We start from the raw sequence: 19,147 nt of genomic DNA, 5'->3' as shown, positions 1-19,147 counted from the left end.
TGCTGCAGCGGTGAGCGGCACGACATACCACCTGGCCCCCGAGCGGGGCTGGCTCAACGACCCCAACGGCATGGTGCGGCGCGCCGGGCGGTGGCACGTCTTCTTCCAGCACAACCCCGCAGGGCCGGTCCACGACGCGATCGCGTGGGGCCACGCCAGCAGCGGGGACCTCGCGCGCTGGGACCTGCACCCGGTCGCCTTCGGCCCGACGCCAGGGGGCCCCGACGCGTTCGGCTGCTGGTCGGGCTGCTGGCTGCCGGGGGAGAAGCCGGCGGTCGCCTACTCGGGCATCGCCGACGAGGCGCCGCACAGCACCGTCTGCGTCCGGGAGGGCAGCGAGGACCTGCTCACCTGGTCAGCGCCGCGCGTGGTGGCGCGCACGCCGCCGGAGGTGGAGGTGATGCGCGACCCGTTCGTCCTCGAGCACCGCGGTCGTCGCCTGGCGATCCAGGGCGCCGGTCTGCCCGGCGGCGAGCCGGCGATCCTCCTGCATGACGTGGGCTCGCCGTCGCGGTGGGACTACCTCGGTGTGTGGTTGCGGGGGCACGAGGGCGTGCTGGCCGCCGCCGGTCCCGCGGACGTGTGGGAGTGCCCGCAGCTGGTGCCGGTCGAGGACCGATGGGTGCTGCTCCTGTCCCTGCACGACCGCGGCGTCCTCGGGTCGGTCGTGGCCTGCGTCGGCGACCTGGTCGAGGAGGACGGGCAGCCGCGGTTCGTGCCGGAGCGCGTCGACCTGCTCGACGGGGGCAACTGCTTCTACGCTCCCCAGGCGGCGCTCGACGGGCAGGCTGCGCCGTGGGTGATGGGCTGGGCGAGGGAGGACGCGCAGGACCCAGCGGTGCGGGACCGGGCGGGCTGCATGACGCTGCCGCGACGGCTGGTCCTGCACGAGGGGCGGCCCGTGCTCGTCCTCGACCAGGGCGCCGCGGCCGTGCTCTGCGGCGGGGCGCCGAGCCCGGTGGAGGAGGCGGAGAAGGTGCTCCGCGGAGCAATCGTGGTCACCGTCGGTGCCTCGGCAGCCGTCCTCGCGCACCCGGAGCTGGGCGAGGTCGAGCTGACTGCCGGAAGCCAGGTATGGGTGGACGCGGACCTCGTGGAGGTCTACCCGGGCGACGGCTCGAGGGCCTCGACCTGGCGGGACGACCGGCCGTGGACGCTGCGGTCGGCGCCGCGCACCGCCGTGGCCGAGACGGTCGGGCCCCGACCGGGGTGAGCTGGCCACCGGGCGCCGCTGCCGGGCAGGTCGTCCACGTCGCAACCGCAAGGAGCCCAGGATCATCCGGGGTGTGCCTGCCGCCAGTGCTCCTCGCGGCCCGCGGCCGTCGTGAGGTCGACCTCGTTGCCCTCGGGGTCGGCCACCGTCCACCAGATCGGCCCGGCGTCGTGCACGACCGTGCCGCCGGCGGCCAACGCCGCCTCGAGCCGTTCGTGCAGGAGGTCGTCGGGCAGGAAGACGTCGACGTGGATCCGGTTGCGCTGGGCGCGCCGCGCCGTCTCCGAGACGTCCAGGTCCTGGAGGAAGACGGTCGTGTTGAGCTGGCGCGGGTCGACGAGATCGGTCACCCCGGTGCGCGGGTCCTGCTCGTAGCCCAGGGCCGCCCGCCAGAACGCCCGCGCGGCCGGCACGTCCACCGCGTCGATGCCGACCTGGACGAACCGGGCGAGGGCGGGGTCGGAGACCAGACCCAGGCCCCGGGCGGCCAGCTGCACCCGGGCCGCGAGCGCCTCATACCGCCCGTCGGTCTCCCAGGCGTCCTTGGCGGTGGCGACCGTGACCAGCCCTGGTCGTACGTCGACGTTGAGCGGCAGGCCGGCGTCGTCGGCGAGCGCGGCGGCGGCGGTGACGAGCCCGGCCGCCTCGCCGGCGGCGGTGGTGGGGTAGCAGGCGAGGGCCGCGAAGACCAGCCGCCAGTCCTCGGTCCCGGGCGCCTGCCAGGGCTGCTCCGGCCAGTCCTCCAGCTCCAGCAGGTCCACCTCGTTGCCCTCGGCGTCGGCGACGGTGGCGTAGAAGCCGTGCGGCACCACCCGCGCGCCGCGAGCCTGCACCGTGGCCAGGACGGCCTCGGCCACCGGGCGCGGGGTGACGGCGTCGAGGTGCAGCCGGTTGCGCAGCGGTCGCGGACCCTCGGTGCCCAGGTCCTGGAACCAGATCGGCGGGTGGCGCCGTGCCGGGTCCACCAGGTCCTCGTCACCGACCCTCGCGTAGCCCAGCACCGTCTCCCAGAACGGGCTCACCGCGGCCTGGTCGAGCACGTCGAAGGTCAGCTGGACGTCCTGGAGCCCGGCCGGGTCGGCCGCCAGCCCCAGCTCGGCCGCCAGCGCGGAGACCTCCCGGGCGGTGGCCAGGTGGTCCGTCGTCCACCCGTCGTCCTCGGGGGTGAGGGGTATGCGGACACGCACCCCTCGCGCGCGCACGTCCAGGTCGAGCGGGGTCACGGTCCGGTCGGCGAGCTCGAGCACGCGCCCGGCGAGGGTGGCGCCCCGCGCGTGCGAGTCCGTGAGGAACCAGGCGGCAGCGCCCGTGCCCAGGACCCTCCAGTCGTCTGCGCCCTCCGACTGCTGCAGCTCGCGGGCGGTCAGGCTCTTCGGCGGATCGACCATGAGGACAGCATGGCAGCCGACGCGGACGGAGGTTGTCCTCAGCCGCCCGCGGTCATCCCCCAGGCCTGCGCCAGCAGCCGGAAGGAGCGGCGGCGCAGCTCGGGGTCGTAGGCGTAGGTCGTCAGGATCAGTTCGTCGAGCTCGTGCTCGGCGGCGAACTCCTCGAGCCGCTCGGCGACCAGCTCCGGCGGGCCGACCGCCCGGACGGCCTGGTGCGCGCCGGCCAGGGCGAGCAGCTGCTCGGGGACGGCGTCGGCCAGCGACTCCACCGGCGGGTCGAGCGGCCCGGGCTGCCCGCTGCGGATGCGGATCGCCATCAGCTGGGCGGTGGTGAACAGGTGGTCGGCCTCCTCCTGGGTGGGTGCGACCAGCACGTTGACGCCGGCCATCACGGTGGGCCGGTCCACCTGCGCGGTCTGCGCGTCGGCGCGGAACCGGTCGCGGTAGACCAGCAGCGCCTCGCGGATCTGGTCCGGCGCGAAGTGCGAGGCGAAGCTGAACGGCAGCCCGAGCGCGGCCGCGACCTGGGCCCCGCCCGTGGAGGAGCCGAGCATCCACAACGGCACGTGCGTGCCCTCCCCGGGGAGGGCACGCACGACGCCGCGGCCGTGCGGCAGGCTCGGCGTGTCGCCCAGGTAGTCGCGCAGCGCGGCCACCTCGGAGGCGAAGTCCTGGAGCTGCCCGCTCGACCTGGCGAGCGCGGCGGCGGTCATCGGATCGGTGCCGGGCGCCCGGCCGAGCCCGAGGTCGAAGCGGTCGCCGTGGAGGGTGGCGAGGGTGCCGTAGTACTCGGCGACCATGAGCGGGGAGTGGTTGGGCAGCATGACGCCGCCGGCGCCCAGACGGATGCGGTCGGTGTGGTGCGCCATGTGTCCCAGGAGCAGCGCGGTCGCCGAGGACATGAAGGTCTCCGAGCCGTGGTGCTCGGCCATCCAGTAGCGGTGGTAGCCCAGCCGGTCCACCTCCTGGGCCAGCCTCGTCGACTCCTGCAGCGCCTGCTGCGGCGTCATGCCCTGCGAGCGGGGCGCGAGGTCGAGGACGGACAGGGGCACGCGACGGGTGGGGATGGGCATGTCTGCGGCAACGTCCGGGGAGGGCCCGGTATGCCGTCGCGCCCGCGTCCCGGGGACCGGGTTCCGGTATCTGGCCGGTGGCAAGGTGCTCCTCTTCTCAGGGGCGTCCTCCAGGGACGGGGTTCGTCCCCGTGACCCGGCCCAGGGGGTCGGGCGGAGCGACAGGGAGCAGGAGACATGGGTGATGTCCAGGGTATGGAGGTCGCGCGCCGCTCGGCGTCGGCGAGGGAGCTCTACCGAGGGTGCCGGGGGTCCGACGTGATCGCCCTGCAGCGACGGATGGCCGGGCTGGGCTACTGGTGCGGGCGGCGGACGGCGACTTCGGCGAGCTGACGCAGCAGGCGGTGTGGGCCGTGCAGAAGCACAACGGCCTGGAGCGCGACGCGGTCGTCGGGCCGATCACGCGCGCGGCGCTCGACGCGGGAAGCGTGCCGGCACCGGTGGGCGGTTCCGGCTCACGCGTCGAGGTGCACCTGGCCGCGCAGCTGCTCCTCGTCGTGCGCGGCGGCCGGACCCGGCGGGTGCTGAGCACGAGCACCGGCAGCGGTGAGTACTACTGGCTCGACGGACGCCGCTACCGCGCGACGACACCGACCGGCTCGTGGCGGGTCTACTCGACGTGGTCGCAGGGATGGCAGTCCGGACCGCTGGGACCGATGTGGCGGCCGATGTACTACGACGGAGGCTTCGCCGTCCACGGCTCGAGCTCCATACCCCCGTGGCCGGCGTCGCACGGGTGCAGCCGGCTGTCGACGCGGGCGATGGACATGCTCTGGAGCACGGGCTATCTGCAGCTCGGCACGAGGGTCGGCGTGGTGGACGCCTGAGGTCCCCCTCGGCACGGCGGTGTCCGGCACAATGGGGCATGGACCGGACCCGGATCGCCGTCCCCCTCCTCGGGGTGTTCGCCGCCGTGCTGCTGTCCGGGTGCATCGCGGGGGAGGTGCCCGAGCGCGGGGGCGGGATCGGCGTCTCCGTCGACGCCCAGGAGCGGGCGGTCGTCGTCGTGCACGCCTGCGAGCCCGCGCCGCTGACGGTGAGCCTGGCGCTCGGACGCGAGGGCCTCGCGCCCGGGGAGACGAACGAGGCGGTCGGCGCCTGGACCGCGTCGGCGCCGGTGGCGGCCACCACCGAGCTGGCGCTGCACGACCCTGGTGCTGGGTGGGAGGGCGACCCCGTGGAGCTGCTGGGGGCGCGCTCCTACGTCGCCGACGGTTCCGTAGGCGGGCAGGGGTCGCTGGGGACGGTGGCCTTCCGCTACGCGGACCTGGCGAGGATGGAGCCGGGGAGCGTCTACGTCAACGGGACCGACCCGGACGCGGTCGAGATGGTCCGGCTGAGCGTCGAGGAGTTCGCGTCGCGGGCGTGCCCGTCCTGACCGACGCGGTCGGTGGCACCCCTAGCGCTGCGCGTTCAGGTACTCCTGCAGGGCGGTGACGGTGCGGTCGTTCAGGCCGCCCGAGCCGTCCCGGCTGATCCCCAGGAAGTCCTGGAGAGCGGCCTGGGAGCGCGGCCCCCAGTCGCCGTCGATCGACGTCCCGACCGTGCGCTGCAGCGTCTTGCGCGTGTGGGCGTCCCAGCGACCGGTGGCGGTGACCCGCAGGTAGACCTGCAGCGCGCTCACCGTGGTGGGGTCCAGCTGCCCGGTCTCGTTCAGCCGGGAGTACTGCCGCAGCAGCCCGAGGGATTCCTTCACCTTCAGGACGCGCAGCGCCGAGGCGTCGACCTTGTCACGGAAGGCGGAGCTGGTCTGCGCCCGGGCCAGGACCGCGTCCACCATGGCCGGCACGTCGGAGGTGCTGCCGGTGAGCACGACGTCCCCGCCGGCGTCGATGAAGTCGACCGCACGGGTCCCCGGGCTCCAGGCCTGCACCTGTGCCGCGTTGCCGAGGTCGTCGCTGATGACCATCCCGTCGTAACCCATCTGCTCGCGCAGCAGCCCGGTGATGATGGTCCGCGAGAACGCTGCCGGGTGGTCGGGATCGATCTGGGAGTAGTAGGCGGTCGAGACCATCACCGACTCGGTCCCGTGCGCGACCGCCGCGCGGAACGGGTCGAGGTATGACGAGCTGGTCGTCGTCCTGGAGTCGACGACGCCGGAGTGGGTGTCGGTGTTGTAGCGCACCCGACCCAGCGTGGGGAAGTGCTTGACGGTCGCCCCCACGTTGCGCGACTCCATACCCTCCAGGAAGGCGAGCCCCTTGTCGGTGACCCGGCCGGAGCTGTGGCCGTACTCGCGGTCGTACTGCCCGATCGGCTCGTTGTACGGGGCCCATGCTGCGGTGACCTTGTCCAGGACCGGCGCCAGGTTGAGGTTCACCCCGGCGCCGCGCAGCTGGGCCGACCACGTCGCGGCGCGCGACCGCAGGGTCGATCTGCTCCACGTGCCCTGGGTGAGGGCGGTCGGGATGCGGGAGATGCCGGGCCCCGAGAGCACCTGGACGTAGCCGCCCTCCTGGTCGGTGGCGACGAGCAGGGCGGTGTTGTCGGTGCGGCTCACCGTGGAGAGCCGCTGCAGCCGGTCGGCGAGGTGGCGGGTGTCGATGAGCCCGTCGCTGCTGCGGCCGCTGAGGTAGGCGTTGCCGACGTGGTGGTCGGTGATCGCCCGGACGGTCCCGGAGGTGGCGCCGGTGGCCGGGGAGGCCACCATGAACAGCTGGCCCACCCGTTGCTCCAGGCTCATCCCGGCCAGGGCCTCCGACGCGCTCCGGTCGGTGACGCCGGACGCTGACCGGGACGCGGGGACGGAGGCCGGCCGGGTGGCGGCCGGCTGGACGGCCGCCGACGTGACGGCTGCTGACGTGATGGCTGCTGACGTGATGGGCGGTGCGGCCGGGCACAGCAGGCCGGCCAGGAGGGTCGTGGTCGCGATCAGCTTGAACATCCGGGGTGCTCCTGCCTCGTGGGTCGTGGATCAGCAGGCTCCCCGTGAAGCGCGAGGGGTCGTCGACCTTCTCCCTCAAGAGTAAGGACGTGACGGGCGGTGGCGCAGGTTGCGGGGGTGCTCGCGGGTCCGGCGTCAGTTGTCGTAGAGGCGGTTCTTGGAGGCGAGGACCCGCAGCGGCGCTGCCGGCCCGGCGACGGTGGCTGAGCTGGGGATGGTGGTCCACTCACCGCCGTCCACGCTGACCTCGCCGCCGTACTCGACGGTGATGTGGGGCGACACCTCGGCTGACCGCTCGTAGGTGTGCGTGACGTCGCCGTCGGGGTAGCCGCCGCCGAGGCTCGTCGTCGGACCGATGCTCGAGCCGTCGCCGGTGACGTAGGTCGCCCCGATGAGGGTGGGGCGGATGCGCACCTCGTGGCCGACGAGGGTGGTGGTGTCGACCTCGTCGGGCTCGAAGCCGGCTGCAGGCCAGTCCAGCTGGAAGTAGACCGGCAGGTTGACCAGCGTCGACCCGTCCGGCGGCTGGATCACGGCCCGCGGGAGCGCGAAGTCGGTGCGGTGGAACTGCTCGACGATCATCGCCTCGGTGAGCTCGACCGCGGGCGAGCCGGAGGCGGCAGGGACGGAGTCGGTCCAGCAGGTGCGGCCGATCTCGGACCAGTCGCCGGGTGAGCTGCCGTCAGGCTCGGCCGTGCGGCGATAGATGATGGAGTACGGCCCGCTGGAGTCGGGGACATTCTCGAGGCAGAAGTTCACGGAGGCGTCGCAGATCTCCAGCCGTGGCTGCTCAGGTGAGTTCGGTGCGCAGTTGATCACTGCGACGTACTGGTAGATGGAGGTAGGGATCTCCGCGCTCGAGCCGGGTGGGTAGGTCTGCGCGAGTGCGGTGGTCTTGTCCTGCGTAAAGCCGGTGTAGATGCCATCGCCGTCACCGATGTCAGAGAAGAAGTCGTCGTCTCCTGGATCATCTGGGGGAGGGTCCGTGACGCCTGACATCGTCAGCGAGAGCGCTAATAGGATCGCGATGCTCATGCCTTGGCCTGCACAGCAGAGACTCTCCATGCGGAGTCCCATTCCAGCGTGAAGTAGGCCGTACCCGAGGTGGATCCATCCACGACCGCCACTTGCACTGTGGCTAAGAGGCTCGACATGGTGGCGCTCTCCACGTCGTACTCCAGGGGGTCAGAGCTGCCTGATGTGGCGCTTTCCTCAAAGTTTCGGCAGGACTCGCATTCTTCGGTCGCCAAGCGCTGGAGCTCGCTGGCGTCTCTCGAAGCGCGGGCCGCGTTAAGTGTGTTCAGGTAGTACTCTACGAACGCCTCCGCTCCCGCTTCAGTCTGTTCCGTCGCCTCCTCCGGCATCTGCGGCGGGCCGTCGGCCTCGGGCTCCTCAGTCTCGGCAGCGTCCGTGGGCGGGGCCTCGCTCGTCGCCTCGCTCTTGTCCGGCGTGGACGTCGTCAGCGCGTCCTCGCTGGATGGCGGCGGGCTCGGCTCGGGCGTCTGGCTGCAGCCGGACAGCACGGCCAGGCACAGGCCGACGGCGACGATGGCGGATCGCTTCACTACATACCCCTCACGGCGCGGCGCCCGCGTGTCATCAGCGGGGCATCGGTCGCCGTCCAGTGTGCCCGACGGATCGTCAAGTTTCGGTTGTCCACAGGTAAAAACTTGGTAAGGATCGGCCGGTCGGCACGCCCGTGAGCGCTGCCTCGTCACGCCAGCAGCAGGGCCCGGTAGCGCCCGACCTCCGGCTTGACGTCGCTGAGCAAGCGGAACAGCGCGGCCCGCAGCATGGCCTGCCGCTGCTTGCCGCTGGTCCACCCAGCCAGCACGTCGGGGTCGGCACCGAGCCACAGGACCGCGTCCAGGACCACCACCGCTTCGGCCCACAGCGACGGACGCCAGCAGGGCGCGACGTCGATCACCACCGGCAGCCCCGCGGAGTCGAGCAGGACGTTGCCGGCGAGGTCGCCGTGCACGAGCTGGTCCGGGCCGAGGTCGGCTACCTCCCACTCCGCCGCGAGGTCACGGCCGAGGACGCCCAGGGGTGGCTCCGGCCCGAAGGTCGCCTGCTCGGCGCGGGACCACCGGTCCTCCCGGGCGGCGAGCGCCGTCGGCCTTGATGCGACCACGCCCGCAAGGTGCGCGTGCAGCAGGCGGGCGGTGGCTAGCAGGACGTCCAGGTCCCGGCACGGCCGGGCGTCGGGCTCGGAGCGGCTCGCTCCCCATCCGTCGACGACCCAGCGCAGGTCGCGCGACGGGATCGGCATGGCGATCCGCAGCGACCTCGGCTCCTCGTGGTCCAGCCGGGCCGCGAGGCGGGCGAGGACCGGGTTGAGCCAGGCCGCGGTCGCCGCGTCCCGCCCGGGCGAGAGCACGAGGTCACCGGCGCGGACGCTGTGTCCACGGCCCCCGTCGACCGGCACAGGATCCGCCGGCACCGCGAACAGGTCGAAGATCTCGGGCGGGGGGCGCACGGCGTCACGCTGCTGGAGGGGGTACGCCACGGTCAGCCGCTCACCTCGGCCGTGGAGACCTTCCGGTCCTCGGCCAGCGAGATCGTCAGCGCCTCCGCCGTGGCGATCGAGGTCAGCGCCGCCTGCCCGTCCGTCAGCCCCGCCAGCGCGCGCTCCGGCTCCAGCCGACCGGCGACGACGTCCTCGAACCACTCGAGCTCCTCGCGCATGATCCGCCGCAGCCAGCCCGGCGGCCGCGCCCCGGGCGCCCCGTAGGTGACGCCTCCGCCGCCGGAGGCTGCGGCATACTCCTCGCGCCGCTCGGCGTCCTCCGCCCAGCTGCTGTGCAGGGGCCAGGTGGTGGTCCCGCGCTCGGTGCGCATCGTGACGCCCACGTCCTGCAGGTCCACCCGGATCGCGCCGAGCGTCCCCTGGAAGGTCACGTGATGCTCGGGCCAGCGGTACGCCGACCCCCACTGCAGCTGCGAGCGGCTCCCGTCCTCGTGCTCGAGCACGGCCAGCAGCACGTCGTCCTCGTCGCCGTGCCCGGCGCCCCGGTGCGCGAGGTTCCCGCCGGACATCACCACGCGCTCGGCCGCGCCCATCACCGCCAGGACCAGGTCCAGCTCGTGGATGTGGTGGAAGAGGTGGCCGCCGGAGCGCTCGCGCATCTTCTTCCAGCTCACCTGCTCCGCCGGCGGCTCCCACCCCGTGCGCGCGGCCTGCGCGACGAGCAGCCGCCCGATCTCGCCGTCCGCGATCCGGCGACGGGCCTCGCGCACCCCGTGCATGAACTGCGTCACGTGCCCCGCCATGAACGTCACGCCCGCGGTCCGCGCCGCCCCCACCATCGACGCCGCGTCGGCGTAGGACAGCGCGACCGGCTTCTCGCAGAACACGTGCTTGCCCGCCGCCGCCGCGGCCAGCGCCGGCTCGACGTGCACGTCGTTGGGGCTGGCGACGATCACCGCCTCGACGTCGTCCGCGATGCACACCTCCAGCGCGTCGGCCGCCACCTGTGCCCCGACCTCCTGCGCGAGCGGTATGGCGTGCTCCGGGGAGTACACGCGCGTCACCGCTCCCTCGGGCAGGGCTGCGGCGACGCGCGCCAGCTCCGCCCCGAAGTAGCCGGTGCCGACGATCCCGTAGCGCATGAGGTTGATGCTACGGCTGGGCCGCCGCCGGGTCCCTGCACGGACGACCTGGGCAGGGCTAGGGCCGCGAGTAAAGACTTGGTAAGGACTTGCCGGTAGCCGTTGCCGTGGTCGACCAGCCTCGCCTAGCGTCATCGCCAGACATCAAACGTCTGATGTCTTATATCGAGAGGATCCCCGAGCTCATGACCCGCACGTCGACGACGACCCGCACCCGCGCCCTGCGTCTGCTGGCGGCCGCAGGCGCCCTGTCGCTCCTGTTCCCGGCCGCCGCCAGCGCGGCGCATCTGGAGCCTCACCCCGACTACGACGCCACCCCCTTCTGGGCAGGCAACCCGACCTACACCGAGCAGGACCTCGCGGTCCCCGGCGTGGGCGGGTTCCCGAACTACCGCATCCCGGCGCTGACCGTGACCAACGACGGCACGCTGCTCGCGTCCTACGACGGACGCCCGACCGGCGGCGACGCACCCGGGCCCAACTCCATACTCCAGCGGGTGTCGCGCGACGGCGGCCAGACCTGGCAGGAGCAGACGGTCGTCCACGGCGGGGTGCCGGGCGCGGAGAAGGTCGGCTACTCCGACCCCAGCTACATCGTCGACCGGGAGACCGGACACATCTTCAACTTCCACGTGAAGTCCTACGACCAAGGCTTCGCCGGCTCGCGCCCCGGTGTCGACCCCGACGACCGCAACGTGCTGCACGCCGAGGTCAGCGTGTCCGTCGACGGCGGCACGACGTGGGAGCACCAGGTGATCACCGCCGACATCACGCCCGACCTGTCGTGGCGCTCACGCTTCGCAGCCAGCGGCCAGGGCATCCAGCTCAAGTACGGCCCGCATGCCGGCCGCCTGATCCAGCAGTACACGATCATCAACGGTGCGGGCACCTTCCAGGCGGTCTCCGTCTACTCCGACGACCACGGGCAGACCTGGCAGGCGGGGGAGCCGGTCGGCACCGGCATGGATGAGAACAAGACCGTCGAGCTCTCCGACGGCCGCGTCATGCTCAACTCGCGCGACTCGGCGGGGTCGAAGTTCCGCAAGGTCGCGATCAGCGAGGACGGCGGTGTCACCTACGGCGAGGTCCGGATCGACACCGAGCTGCCGGACCCCACCAACAACGCTTCGATCGTCCGCGCCTTCCCCAACGCCGACGAGGACAGCGCACGCGCCAAGGTCCTGCTCTTCTCCAACGCCGACAGCCAGAGCGGCCGCACCAACGGCACGGTCCGCGCCAGCTGCGACGACGGCGAGAACTGGCCCATCGCCAAGGCGTTCGCACCGGGCGCGGCGACCGCATACTCCACGCTGGCCACCCTGCCGGACGGCAACGTCGGCCTCCTCTACGAGCCGGGCCACTCGAGCATCAGGTTTGCAGAGTTCAACCTCGCGTGGCTCGAGGGCCTGTGCGCACCGCTCGTTGCCGAGGAGCTGAGCATCGAGCGTGGGACCGCCGCGACCTCCACGGTGGTGGTGACCAACCAGCTCGGCCCGGTGATCAAGGACGCGACGGTCGTCGCCGACGCCCCGCAGGGCTGGACGGTCGAGATCTCCGAGGTGCCCAGGCGTCTGACGCCGGGCCGCAGCGCCGAGCTCTCGGTAGACGTCGACGTGCCGGCGAGCGCCAGCGGAGGGACCTACCGCATCCCGCTCACCCTCACCGACTCATCCGGGCGCAGCTCGCAGGGCACCCTCGTCGCCGTGGTGCCCAAGAGCGCGGACGAGGTCGACGGGCGGATCAGCGTGACGGGGGGAACGGTCCTGCATCCCAAGACCGAGCCGTATGTCGTGGGTGACCGCATCTCCTTCCACTACCGCGTCACCAACCTCAGCGACGCCGCGACCACGGTCGTCCCCAGCGGCAACCTGCGCGACCTCGACCCTGCGGTCGACTCCCGCAACTGCCGCTGGCGCAACCTGCCGGCCCACGACGCCTACAACTGCAACTTCCCCTACCACGTGGTGACGGCGGAGGACCTGGAAGCTGGATCGTTCACGCCGAGGACGACGTGGACCTCCACCTCCGGGGAGGACGTGACCGCCGTCGCGCTCGACGGGCCGGCGGTGCAGCTGCCCTGACGCGATGGTGCGCCACTGAGTGTCCCGCGAGAGAGCGTCCCGTGGGAGTGCTGCGCCGTGCAGCACTCTCACGGGACGCTCTTGTGGAGCACGAGCGGGCCAACCGTGTCGCCGGTCGGGGGAGGGGCTAGCGCAGCGCCTCCCGGCGGGCCAGCAGCACTGCGCCGACGAGCTCGGCACGGATGCCGAGGGCGGCGGGCACGACCTCGAGGTTGCGGGCGATGGCGGGCTGGGCCAGCTGGTCGATGGCACCGCGGACGCCCTTGACGAAGGCGTCGGCGTGGCCGCTGCCGAGGACCCCGCCGGTGACGACGAGGGCAGGGTTGAGCGCGTTGCAGATGGGCGCGAGGATGGCGCCGACGGCGCGGCCGCCGTCGGTGACCACGCGGTCCACGACCGGGTCGCCGACGCTGGGGGAGCTGAGCGACTCCGGGCCGTAGGGAGCGGGCAGCTCGGCGGCCAGGCCGTCCACGCCGGCCACGGTCTCCATGCAGCCCCGGTTGCCGCACCGGCAGCGGGCCGTGGCGTCCTGGAGGCGGGTGTGGCCGATCTCGCCGGCCAGGCCGTCGGCGCCGCGGTGGATCCGGCCGCCCAGCACCACGGCGGCGCCCACGCCGTGCGAGGCCTTGACGAAGATGAAGTCCTCCACGCCGACCGCCGCCCCGGCGAGCATCTCGCCGTAGGCGCCCAGCACCGTGTCGTTGAACGTCGGCACCGGCATCCCCAGCAGCTCGGACAGCGCCTTGGCCGGTTGCATGATCTTGCCGTTGCCCAGCAGGGAGGGGATCTGCACGACCCCCTCGACGCTCATCGGGCCGGGCATCCCGGCGGCCGTCTGCACCACGCCGGAGAGGTCGGTGCCCTCCTCGGCGAGCAGCTCGACGGCGACGTCGCGCGCCTGGCGCAGCACGCGCAGCGGATCCTCGTCCACGCTCGCGTCCACGGTGCGCTCGCGCAGGATCTGCCCCGAGGGCGCACCCACCGCGACCCCCAGGTGGTTGTGCCCGAAGTCCAGCCCCAGGAGCAGCCCCTGCGGGTCGGCCCTGCGGAGCAGCTGCGCCGGACGCCCCCGACCGCCCGCGCTGGGCCGGCTCTCGGCCACCACGCCCTCCTCGACCAGGCGCGCCACCGCGTCGGCCACGGTGCTGCGCGAGAGCCCGGTCAGCTCGGCGACCTGCTGGCGCGTCAGCTGCGTCTTTTCATCCAACATCCGGAGGATATCGGCCTCGCTTCCGCGGCCACGCCGCGCGGACAGCGCAAGTGGCGCCTCCGCAGGCCGGTCTTTTTCCATGAACCGGAAGATAACACATCGATAACCGTCGTTGACAGGCTTAATTCATCCGGTTAGCGTCAGCCCTGACTCCTCGACCGGCAGCCCTGTCGGTCACGACAAGGACGTGGAAGGGAAGTGCCATGAAGCGCAGGACGACGACACGTCGCAGCTCGCTGCTGGTCGCTCTCGTCGCCACGGGGAGCCTCGTGCTCTCCGCGTGCGGCGGCGGTGGTGACGGCGGGAGCACCGACGGCGAGGGCGGCACCGCAGCCGCAGGTGGCGGCGACGCCAGCGAGGTCCAGGTCATGACCTGGTGGGCCCAGGGCTCGGAGAAGGCCGGACTGGAGGCGCTCGTCGAGGTCTTCAACGAGCAGCACCCGGACACCGAGTTCGTCAACGCCGCGCTCGCCGGCGGCGCCGGCTCGCAGGCCAAGCAGAAGCTGCAGGCCGACCTGCAGGCCGGCAACCCGCCGGACAGCTTCCAGGCGCACGCCGGGGCCGAGCTGCAGGACTACATCGACGCCGGCCAGATCGAGGACGTCTCCGCGCTCTACGACGAGTTCGGCCTGACCGACGTCTTCCCCGACACGCTCATGGAGCGGCTGACCAACGACGGCAAGATCTACTCCATCCCGTCCAACATCCACCGCTCCAACGTGGTGTGGGTCAACCCGGCGGTCCTGGAGGAGGTCGGGATCGACCCGAGCACCCCGCCGGCCGACCTGGACGCCTGGATGGCCGACATGCAGAAGGTCGCGGACGCGGGCAAGACCCCGGTCTCCCTCGGCATGGACTGGACCCAGACCCAGCTGCTCGAGAACGTCCTGCTCGCCGAGCTGGGTGCCGAGGGCTACAACGGCCTGTGGAACGGCGACACCGACTGGGCCGGTGGCGAGGTGAACTCGGCGCTGACCAAGTTCGGCAAGATCGTCGAGTGGTCCAACGAGGACCGCGACGGCCTCGACTGGGAGCCGGCGCTGCAGAAGGTCATGGCCGGTGACGCCGCCTACAACGTGATGGGTGACTGGGCGGTCGCCGCCTACGACGCGCAGGAGATGACGGCGCCGGATGACTACGCCTACTGGCCGGTGCCCGGCACCGACGGTGTGTTCAACTTCCTGGCCGACTCCTTCACGATGCCGGTCGGCGCCGCCCACCCCGGCGGCACCAAGGCGTGGCTGGACACGATCTCCTCGGCCGAGGGCCAGCTGGCCTTCAACAAGGTCAAGGGCTCCATCCCGGCGCGCACCGACATCGAGGCCAGCGAGTTCCCGGCCTACCAGCAGTCGGCGATGGAGGACTTCTCCAGCGACACGATCGTCAGCTCGCTGGCGCACGGCGCCGCCGCCCCGGTCGCGGTGCTCACCGCCGTCAACCAGGCGGTCGTGAAGTTCAGCCAGGGCGCCTCGGACGTCGACACGCTCCAGAGCGAGCTGGTCAGCGCCACCGAGCCCCTCGCGGGCTGACCCCGCCCGGCCGGGCGCCCGACGCGACGTCGGGCGCCCGGCCGCGTGCACGGCATACGCTCAGACAGACCGAGGCACCCACGAAAGGTGAGCCGATGAGCACCAAGCTCAAGTCCTGGGGTCCGGGACTGCTCCTGATCAGCCCCTCGCTGGTCCTCATGGCCGTCTTCGTCTACGGCTTCATCGGCATCAGCTTCCAGCAGTCGATGACCGACAGCCACACCGCCGGGCAGGCCACCGGCAGGGCCCCGGTAAGCTTCGTGGGGCTGGCCAACTACTGGGCGCTGCTGCAGACCCCCGCCTTCCAGCACTCGCTGCGCAACCTGCTCGTCTTCACCGTCGTCTTCCTCCTGGGCACCCTGGTCATCGGCTTCTGCTGGGCCTGGGTGATGGACCGCCCGATCCGCGGGGAGGGCATCTTCCGCTCGGTCTACCTCTTCCCGATGGCGGTCAGCTTCGTCGCCTCCGGCGTGGTGTGGAAGTGGCTGCTCAACGCCAACCAGGGCGAGAGCGCCTCCGGCCTGAACCGGCTCTTCCAGATGCTCGGGCTGGACTTCCTCCAGAACTCCTGGTGGGCCGACGCGACCTGGGGCATCCTCGCCATCGCGCTGCCCGCGATCTGGCAGCTGTCCGGCTACGTCATGGCGCTCTTCCTCGCCGGGTTCCGCGGGATCCCCGAGGAGCTGCGCGAGGCAGCCCGGGTCGACGGTGCCACCGAGATGCAGCTCTACCGGCACGTGATCTTCCCCCAGCTCTCGCCGGTCGCGCTCTCCGCGCTGGTGATCATCGGCCACATGTCGCTGAAGTCCTTCGACCTCATCATGTCCATCGCCAACCAGTCGTCCTACTCGACCAAGGTCCCCGCGATCGACATGTACAACTACGCGACCGTCTACGACTACGCCAACTCGGCCGCCGTGGGGATCATCCTGCTGGTCCTCGTCGCGCTCGCCGTCGTGCCCTACCTCTGGTACGACGCCAGGACCCGCAAGGAGGGCCGATGACCAGCGTCACCGCCGAGCCCAGGACCGAGGAGGTCCTGGCGCCCAGGCCCGCCTCGCCCCGCCCGCGACGAGCAGGCTGGCGCACCTTCAGGTATGCGGTGCTCATCCTCTCCCTGCTGGTCGTCCTGATCCCGGTCTACGTGCTGTTCGTGACCAGCTTCAAGGGGATGGGCGACGCGACCCCGGCCCGGACCTGGTTCTTTCCCCGGACCTGGACCCTGGAGAACTGGGTCGAGGCGTGGACGGCGCTGTCGCCGGCGCTGCTGCGCACCTTCGCGATGGTCATCCCGGCCGCGGTCATCTCCTCGCTGCTGGGCTCGATGAACGGCTTCGTGCTCTCCCGGTGGCGCTTCCCGCACGCCAACCTGGTCTTCACGCTCATCCTCTTCGGGATGTTCATCCCCTACCAGGCGGTGATGATCCCGCTCGTCCAGCTGATGATCGACCTGGGCGTGCCCAACGGCATCCCCTCGCTGATCCTGCTGCACGTCGTCTACGGCATCCCGATCTGCACGCTGATCTTCCGCAACTACTACGAGACCGTGCCGATGGAGCTCATCGAGTCCGCCCGGGTGGACGGTGCCGGCCTGCTGCGCACCTACTTCTCGGTGGTGCTGCCGATCTCCATCCCCAGCTTCGTCGTCGTCCTGCTGTGGCAGTTCACCTCGGCGTGGAACGACTTCCTCTTCGCGATCTTCTTCTCCAGCGCCAGCAACGGGCCGGTGACGATGGCCCTGAACAACCTGGCCAACGGCGCGATGCTGTCCAACTACGGCGTCTCGATGGCCGGTGCGCTGATCGCCAGCCTGCCCACGCTGCTGGTCTACATCCTGCTCGGCCGCTACTTCGTGGGCGGACTGATGGCGGGCTCGGTCAAGGGCTGAGGCCCGGGCCCGGGCGCCCGCCCCGGGTCACGATCTGGCAACAACCCGCTCAGTACTATTGCACTGGCATCGGCCCGCTGCCATCATCAGTTCCGACTCGACGACGACTCACTGAGAGGGATCACATGTCCTCATCCACCACGCCGCGGCGCAGGGCCGCGGCTACCCTCACCATCGCCGCCGCGACGGCCCTCATCCTCGCCAGCTGCTCCGGCGGCGTCGGCGGCGACGGGGGCGGCAGCGACGAAGGTCCCATCAAGCTCGGCATGCTGGCCCCGTTCTCCGGCTCGGAGGCGGCGTTCGGCGACTACATGAAGAACGGCGCCCAGCTGGCGATCGACGAGATCAACGACGACGGCGGCGTCGACGGCCGTGACCTCGAGCTGGTCGTCGAGGACGACGCCTGCGACGCGACCGCCTCGGTCGCCGCTGCGCAGAAGCTGGTCACCGCGGGCGTGCTCGCCTCGGTCGGGGGCTACTGCTCCGGAGCGACGCTGCCGACCATCCCGGTCTTCAGCGACGCCGACATCCCGATGGTCATCCCGGCCGCCAACTCCAACGCGATCGTGGGCCAGGGCGCCTTCATGATCAACGGCACCGGCGCGCAGCAGGCGGAGGCGGGCATCAAGTTCGCCACCAAGCTCGGCGTGACCAAGGTCGCGGCGGTCAACGACCAGACCGACTACTCCAAGGACCTGGCGGACACCTTCATCGCCGACGCCGAGGAGGCAGGCGGCTTCGAGGTCGTCCTCGACGGGGCGGTCAACCCCGACGACAAGGACTTCTCCGCCAACGTCAAGGCGATCATCGACGCCGAGCCGGAGTTCGTCTACTGGACCGGCTACTACCAGGCCGGCGGCCTGCTGGTCCGCCAGCTGCGCGAGGCCGGCTACGAGGGCACCGTCCTGGTCGGTGACGGCACCGTCGACGCCCAGTTCGCGGAGATCGCCGGCGACGGCTTCACCGACGACGTGTTCGGCACCTTCACCAAGACGCCGGACATGCTCGAGGGCGCCGACGACTGGATCGCGGCCTACAAGGACGTCTCCGGCGGCGAGGCTCCCGGGCCCTACTCGATCCAGTCCTACGACGCCGTGCGTGTCGTCGCCGAGGGCATGAAGGACGCCGGCAGCACCGACGGCAAGGCCGTCAACGAGGCGATCGCCGCCATCGACGGCCTGGAGCTGTCCTCCGGCCCGCTGAAGTTCACCGAGGACCGCACCCTCTCCGGCGGTGGCTTCGTCATCGTCGAGGTGGGCCCCGAGGGCGACTTCGTCCTCCACGACGACCTGCAGGACTGACGCACTGCCCATCCGGGGCGCGGCGCACCTCGCCGCGCCCCGGAGGCACGCGCAACCCCAAGGAGCCCACGTGAGTCAACTCATCTGGAACGGCCTGTTCGTCGGCTCGTTCTACGCGCTCATCGCGCTCGGCTACAGCATGGTCTACGGCATCATCAAGCTGCTGAACTTCGCCCACGGCGACATCTACATGCTCGGCGCCTTCTTCTCCTTCGTCGTGCTCGGCGGCATGAGCGGCCTGCTCGGCATCGGCTCGATCCCGGTGCTGCTGCTCGTCATGCTCATCGCGATGCTGTTCACCGGCTTCATGGGCGTGTTCATCGAGCGCGTCGCCTACCGTCCGTTGCGCGGCAGCCCCCGGCTCTCGGTGCTCATCACCGCGGTGGGCGTCTCCTTCACCCTGGAGTACGCCGTCCGCCAGATCTTCGGCCCCAACCCCGAGGTCTTCCCGATCCGGCTCTCCGGCACCCCGATCACGATCCTGGGAGCCCGGATCACCCTGCCCCAGGTCGTGCTGATGATCGTCGCGGCGCTGCTGATGTTCGGCCTGCAGCGCTACATCATGCACACCCGCGAGGGCCGGGCGATGCGCGCCATCGCCCTGGACCAGACCGCCTCCCTGCTCATGGGGGTCAACGTCAACAAGGTCATCTCCCGCACCTTCTTCATCGGCTCCGCGCTCGCCGGCGCCGCCGGGGTGATGGCCGCGGCCTACTACGGCTCGATCGACTTCCTGATGGGCTTCGTCATCGGGCTCAAGGCGTTCACCGCCGCCGTCATCGGCGGCATCGGCAACATCTACGGCGCGATGCTCGGCGGCCTGGTGCTCGGCCTGCTCGAGTCCTTCGGCACCCACCTCTTCGGCGGCGAGTGGCGCGACGTCTTCGCCTTCGGCTTCCTCATCCTCTTCCTGACCTTCCGTCCCACGGGCATCCTGGGCGAGCGCGTCACCGAGAGGGTGTGACCCG

18 protein-coding genes are annotated in these 19,147 nt (G+C 71.5%); 10 read left to right on the top strand and 8 right to left on the bottom strand.

Going from position 1 to position 19,147, the window contains the following annotated elements; translation table 11 throughout:
• Positions 1-10: 10 nt before the first annotated feature.
• Positions 11-1,213, top strand: a complete 1,203-nt coding sequence (locus tag DV701_RS06195; RefSeq protein ID WP_162802846.1) for a glycoside hydrolase family 32 protein — start codon at positions 11-13, stop codon at positions 1,211-1,213.
• A gap of 62 nt (positions 1,214-1,275) precedes the next feature.
• Here the strand turns inward: DV701_RS06195 and DV701_RS06190 are convergent, their stop codons facing one another.
• Together DV701_RS06190 and DV701_RS06185 are read right to left on the bottom strand one after the other, a co-directional pair.
• Positions 1,276-2,601: a VOC family protein gene (locus tag DV701_RS06190; protein ID WP_162802845.1), complete on the bottom strand. Its 1,326-nt coding sequence runs from the start codon at positions 2,599-2,601 to the stop codon at positions 1,276-1,278.
• 38 nt (positions 2,602-2,639) lie between these two features.
• Positions 2,640-3,674 carry an LLM class flavin-dependent oxidoreductase gene (locus DV701_RS06185; RefSeq protein WP_202863650.1) on the bottom strand — a complete coding sequence of 345 codons (1,035 nt, stop codon included), beginning with the start codon at positions 3,672-3,674 and terminating at the stop codon, positions 2,640-2,642.
• 177 nt (positions 3,675-3,851) lie between these two features.
• Here DV701_RS06185 and DV701_RS18150 point away from each other — a divergent pair, with 177 nt between their 5' ends.
• Genes DV701_RS18150 through DV701_RS06175 form a run of 3 tightly spaced genes read left to right on the top strand, consistent with a single transcriptional unit; the run spans position 3,852 to position 5,052 of the window.
• Positions 3,852-4,007: a peptidoglycan-binding domain-containing protein gene (locus tag DV701_RS18150; protein WP_162802844.1), complete on the top strand. Its 156-nt coding sequence runs from the start codon at positions 3,852-3,854 to the stop codon at positions 4,005-4,007.
• A complete protein-coding gene (locus DV701_RS06180) occupies positions 3,974-4,501 on the top strand; it encodes a L,D-transpeptidase family protein (protein ID WP_162802843.1) in 528 nt (175 codons plus the stop codon). Before DV701_RS18150 ends, DV701_RS06180 begins: the two co-directional genes overlap by 34 nt.
• A 38-nt stretch (positions 4,502-4,539) precedes the next feature.
• Positions 4,540-5,052 carry a hypothetical protein gene (locus tag DV701_RS06175; protein WP_114927534.1) on the top strand — a complete coding sequence of 171 codons (513 nt, stop codon included), beginning with the start codon at positions 4,540-4,542 and terminating at the stop codon, positions 5,050-5,052.
• 21 nt (positions 5,053-5,073) lie between these two features.
• Here the strand turns inward: DV701_RS06175 and DV701_RS06170 are convergent, their stop codons facing one another.
• From DV701_RS06170 to DV701_RS06150, 5 genes are all read right to left on the bottom strand, one after another.
• Positions 5,074-6,558 carry a glycoside hydrolase family 3 N-terminal domain-containing protein gene (locus DV701_RS06170; protein WP_114927533.1) on the bottom strand — a complete coding sequence of 495 codons (1,485 nt, stop codon included), beginning with the start codon at positions 6,556-6,558 and terminating at the stop codon, positions 5,074-5,076.
• 135 nt (positions 6,559-6,693) lie between these two features.
• Entirely contained in the window at positions 6,694-7,593 is a 900-nt protein-coding gene (locus tag DV701_RS06165) for a hypothetical protein (RefSeq protein WP_162802842.1), read from the bottom strand.
• Complete coding sequence (locus tag DV701_RS06160) at positions 7,590-8,123, bottom strand: DUF6318 family protein (RefSeq protein ID WP_114927531.1); 534 nt, start codon at positions 8,121-8,123, stop codon at positions 7,590-7,592. The genes DV701_RS06165 and DV701_RS06160 overlap by 4 nt, the downstream gene beginning before the upstream one ends.
• Positions 8,124-8,272: 149 nt before the next feature.
• Positions 8,273-9,067 carry an aminoglycoside phosphotransferase gene (locus DV701_RS06155; RefSeq protein WP_228255251.1) on the bottom strand — a complete coding sequence of 265 codons (795 nt, stop codon included), beginning with the start codon at positions 9,065-9,067 and terminating at the stop codon, positions 8,273-8,275.
• Positions 9,068-9,069: 2 nt separating this feature from the next.
• Entirely contained in the window at positions 9,070-10,170 is a 1,101-nt protein-coding gene (locus DV701_RS06150) for a Gfo/Idh/MocA family protein (RefSeq protein WP_228255250.1), read from the bottom strand.
• A gap of 155 nt (positions 10,171-10,325) precedes the next feature.
• On the opposite strand from DV701_RS06150, the gene DV701_RS06145 reads away from it, so the two are divergent.
• Positions 10,326-12,251, top strand: a complete 1,926-nt coding sequence (locus tag DV701_RS06145; protein ID WP_114927530.1) for a sialidase family protein — start codon at positions 10,326-10,328, stop codon at positions 12,249-12,251.
• 127 nt (positions 12,252-12,378) lie between these two features.
• On the opposite strand, the gene DV701_RS06140 is transcribed toward DV701_RS06145, so the two are convergent.
• Positions 12,379-13,542: an ROK family transcriptional regulator gene (locus DV701_RS06140; protein ID WP_114927529.1), complete on the bottom strand. Its 1,164-nt coding sequence runs from the start codon at positions 13,540-13,542 to the stop codon at positions 12,379-12,381.
• A 122-nt stretch (positions 13,543-13,664) separates the two neighbouring features.
• On the opposite strand from DV701_RS06140, the gene DV701_RS06135 reads away from it, so the two are divergent.
• The 5 genes from DV701_RS06135 (at position 13,665) to DV701_RS06115 (ending at position 19,143) form a co-directional block, all read left to right on the top strand.
• A complete protein-coding gene (locus DV701_RS06135) occupies positions 13,665-14,990 on the top strand; it encodes an ABC transporter substrate-binding protein (protein WP_114927528.1) in 1,326 nt (441 codons plus the stop codon).
• A 95-nt stretch (positions 14,991-15,085) separates the two neighbouring features.
• The gene (locus DV701_RS06130; RefSeq protein ID WP_114927527.1) at positions 15,086-15,994 is read left to right on the top strand and encodes a carbohydrate ABC transporter permease; all 909 of its coding nucleotides are present in this window, start codon (positions 15,086-15,088) and stop codon (positions 15,992-15,994) included.
• A complete protein-coding gene (locus tag DV701_RS06125; protein ID WP_114927526.1) occupies positions 15,991-16,878 on the top strand; it encodes a carbohydrate ABC transporter permease in 888 nt (295 codons plus the stop codon). Before DV701_RS06130 ends, DV701_RS06125 begins: the two co-directional genes overlap by 4 nt.
• A 125-nt stretch (positions 16,879-17,003) precedes the next feature.
• Positions 17,004-18,179, top strand: coding sequence for a branched-chain amino acid ABC transporter substrate-binding protein (locus DV701_RS06120; RefSeq protein ID WP_114927525.1), 1,176 nt, complete (start codon positions 17,004-17,006; stop codon positions 18,177-18,179).
• A 70-nt stretch (positions 18,180-18,249) separates the two neighbouring features.
• Positions 18,250-19,143: a branched-chain amino acid ABC transporter permease gene (locus tag DV701_RS06115; RefSeq protein ID WP_114927524.1), complete on the top strand. Its 894-nt coding sequence runs from the start codon at positions 18,250-18,252 to the stop codon at positions 19,141-19,143.
• Positions 19,144-19,147 lie beyond the last annotated feature (4 nt).

This window comes from Ornithinimicrobium avium (assembly GCF_003351765.1).
In the GTDB taxonomy this organism is placed as follows: Bacteria; Actinomycetota; Actinomycetes; order Actinomycetales; family Dermatophilaceae; genus Ornithinicoccus; species Ornithinicoccus avius.
The sequence above is the reverse complement of the archived record's forward strand: the minus strand, read 5'-3'. Positions and strand labels throughout refer to the sequence as shown.

Excerpts from the sequence above, each read along its gene's own strand:
- DV701_RS06145 (WP_114927530.1), top strand. The coding sequence starts at position 10,326 with ATGTCTTATATCGAGAGGATCCCCGAGCTCATGACCCGCACGTCGACG.
- DV701_RS06140 (WP_114927529.1), bottom strand. The coding sequence starts at position 13,542 with ATGGAAAAAGACCGGCCTGCGGAGGCGCCACTTGCGCTGTCCGCGCGG.
- DV701_RS06165 (WP_162802842.1), bottom strand. The coding sequence starts at position 7,593 with ATGAGCATCGCGATCCTATTAGCGCTCTCGCTGACGATGTCAGGCGTC.
- DV701_RS18150 (WP_162802844.1), top strand. The coding sequence starts at position 3,852 with ATGGGTGATGTCCAGGGTATGGAGGTCGCGCGCCGCTCGGCGTCGGCG.
- DV701_RS06125 (WP_114927526.1), top strand. The coding sequence starts at position 15,991 with ATGACCAGCGTCACCGCCGAGCCCAGGACCGAGGAGGTCCTGGCGCCC.
- DV701_RS06175 (WP_114927534.1), top strand. The coding sequence starts at position 4,540 with ATGGACCGGACCCGGATCGCCGTCCCCCTCCTCGGGGTGTTCGCCGCC.
- DV701_RS06135 (WP_114927528.1), top strand. The coding sequence starts at position 13,665 with ATGAAGCGCAGGACGACGACACGTCGCAGCTCGCTGCTGGTCGCTCTC.
- DV701_RS06130 (WP_114927527.1), top strand. The coding sequence starts at position 15,086 with ATGAGCACCAAGCTCAAGTCCTGGGGTCCGGGACTGCTCCTGATCAGC.
- DV701_RS06150 (WP_228255250.1), bottom strand. The coding sequence starts at position 10,170 with ATGCGCTACGGGATCGTCGGCACCGGCTACTTCGGGGCGGAGCTGGCG.
- DV701_RS06185 (WP_202863650.1), bottom strand. The coding sequence starts at position 3,674 with ATGCCCATCCCCACCCGTCGCGTGCCCCTGTCCGTCCTCGACCTCGCG.
- DV701_RS06170 (WP_114927533.1), bottom strand. The coding sequence starts at position 6,558 with ATGTTCAAGCTGATCGCGACCACGACCCTCCTGGCCGGCCTGCTGTGC.
- DV701_RS06120 (WP_114927525.1), top strand. The coding sequence starts at position 17,004 with ATGTCCTCATCCACCACGCCGCGGCGCAGGGCCGCGGCTACCCTCACC.
- DV701_RS06190 (WP_162802845.1), bottom strand. The coding sequence starts at position 2,601 with ATGGTCGATCCGCCGAAGAGCCTGACCGCCCGCGAGCTGCAGCAGTCG.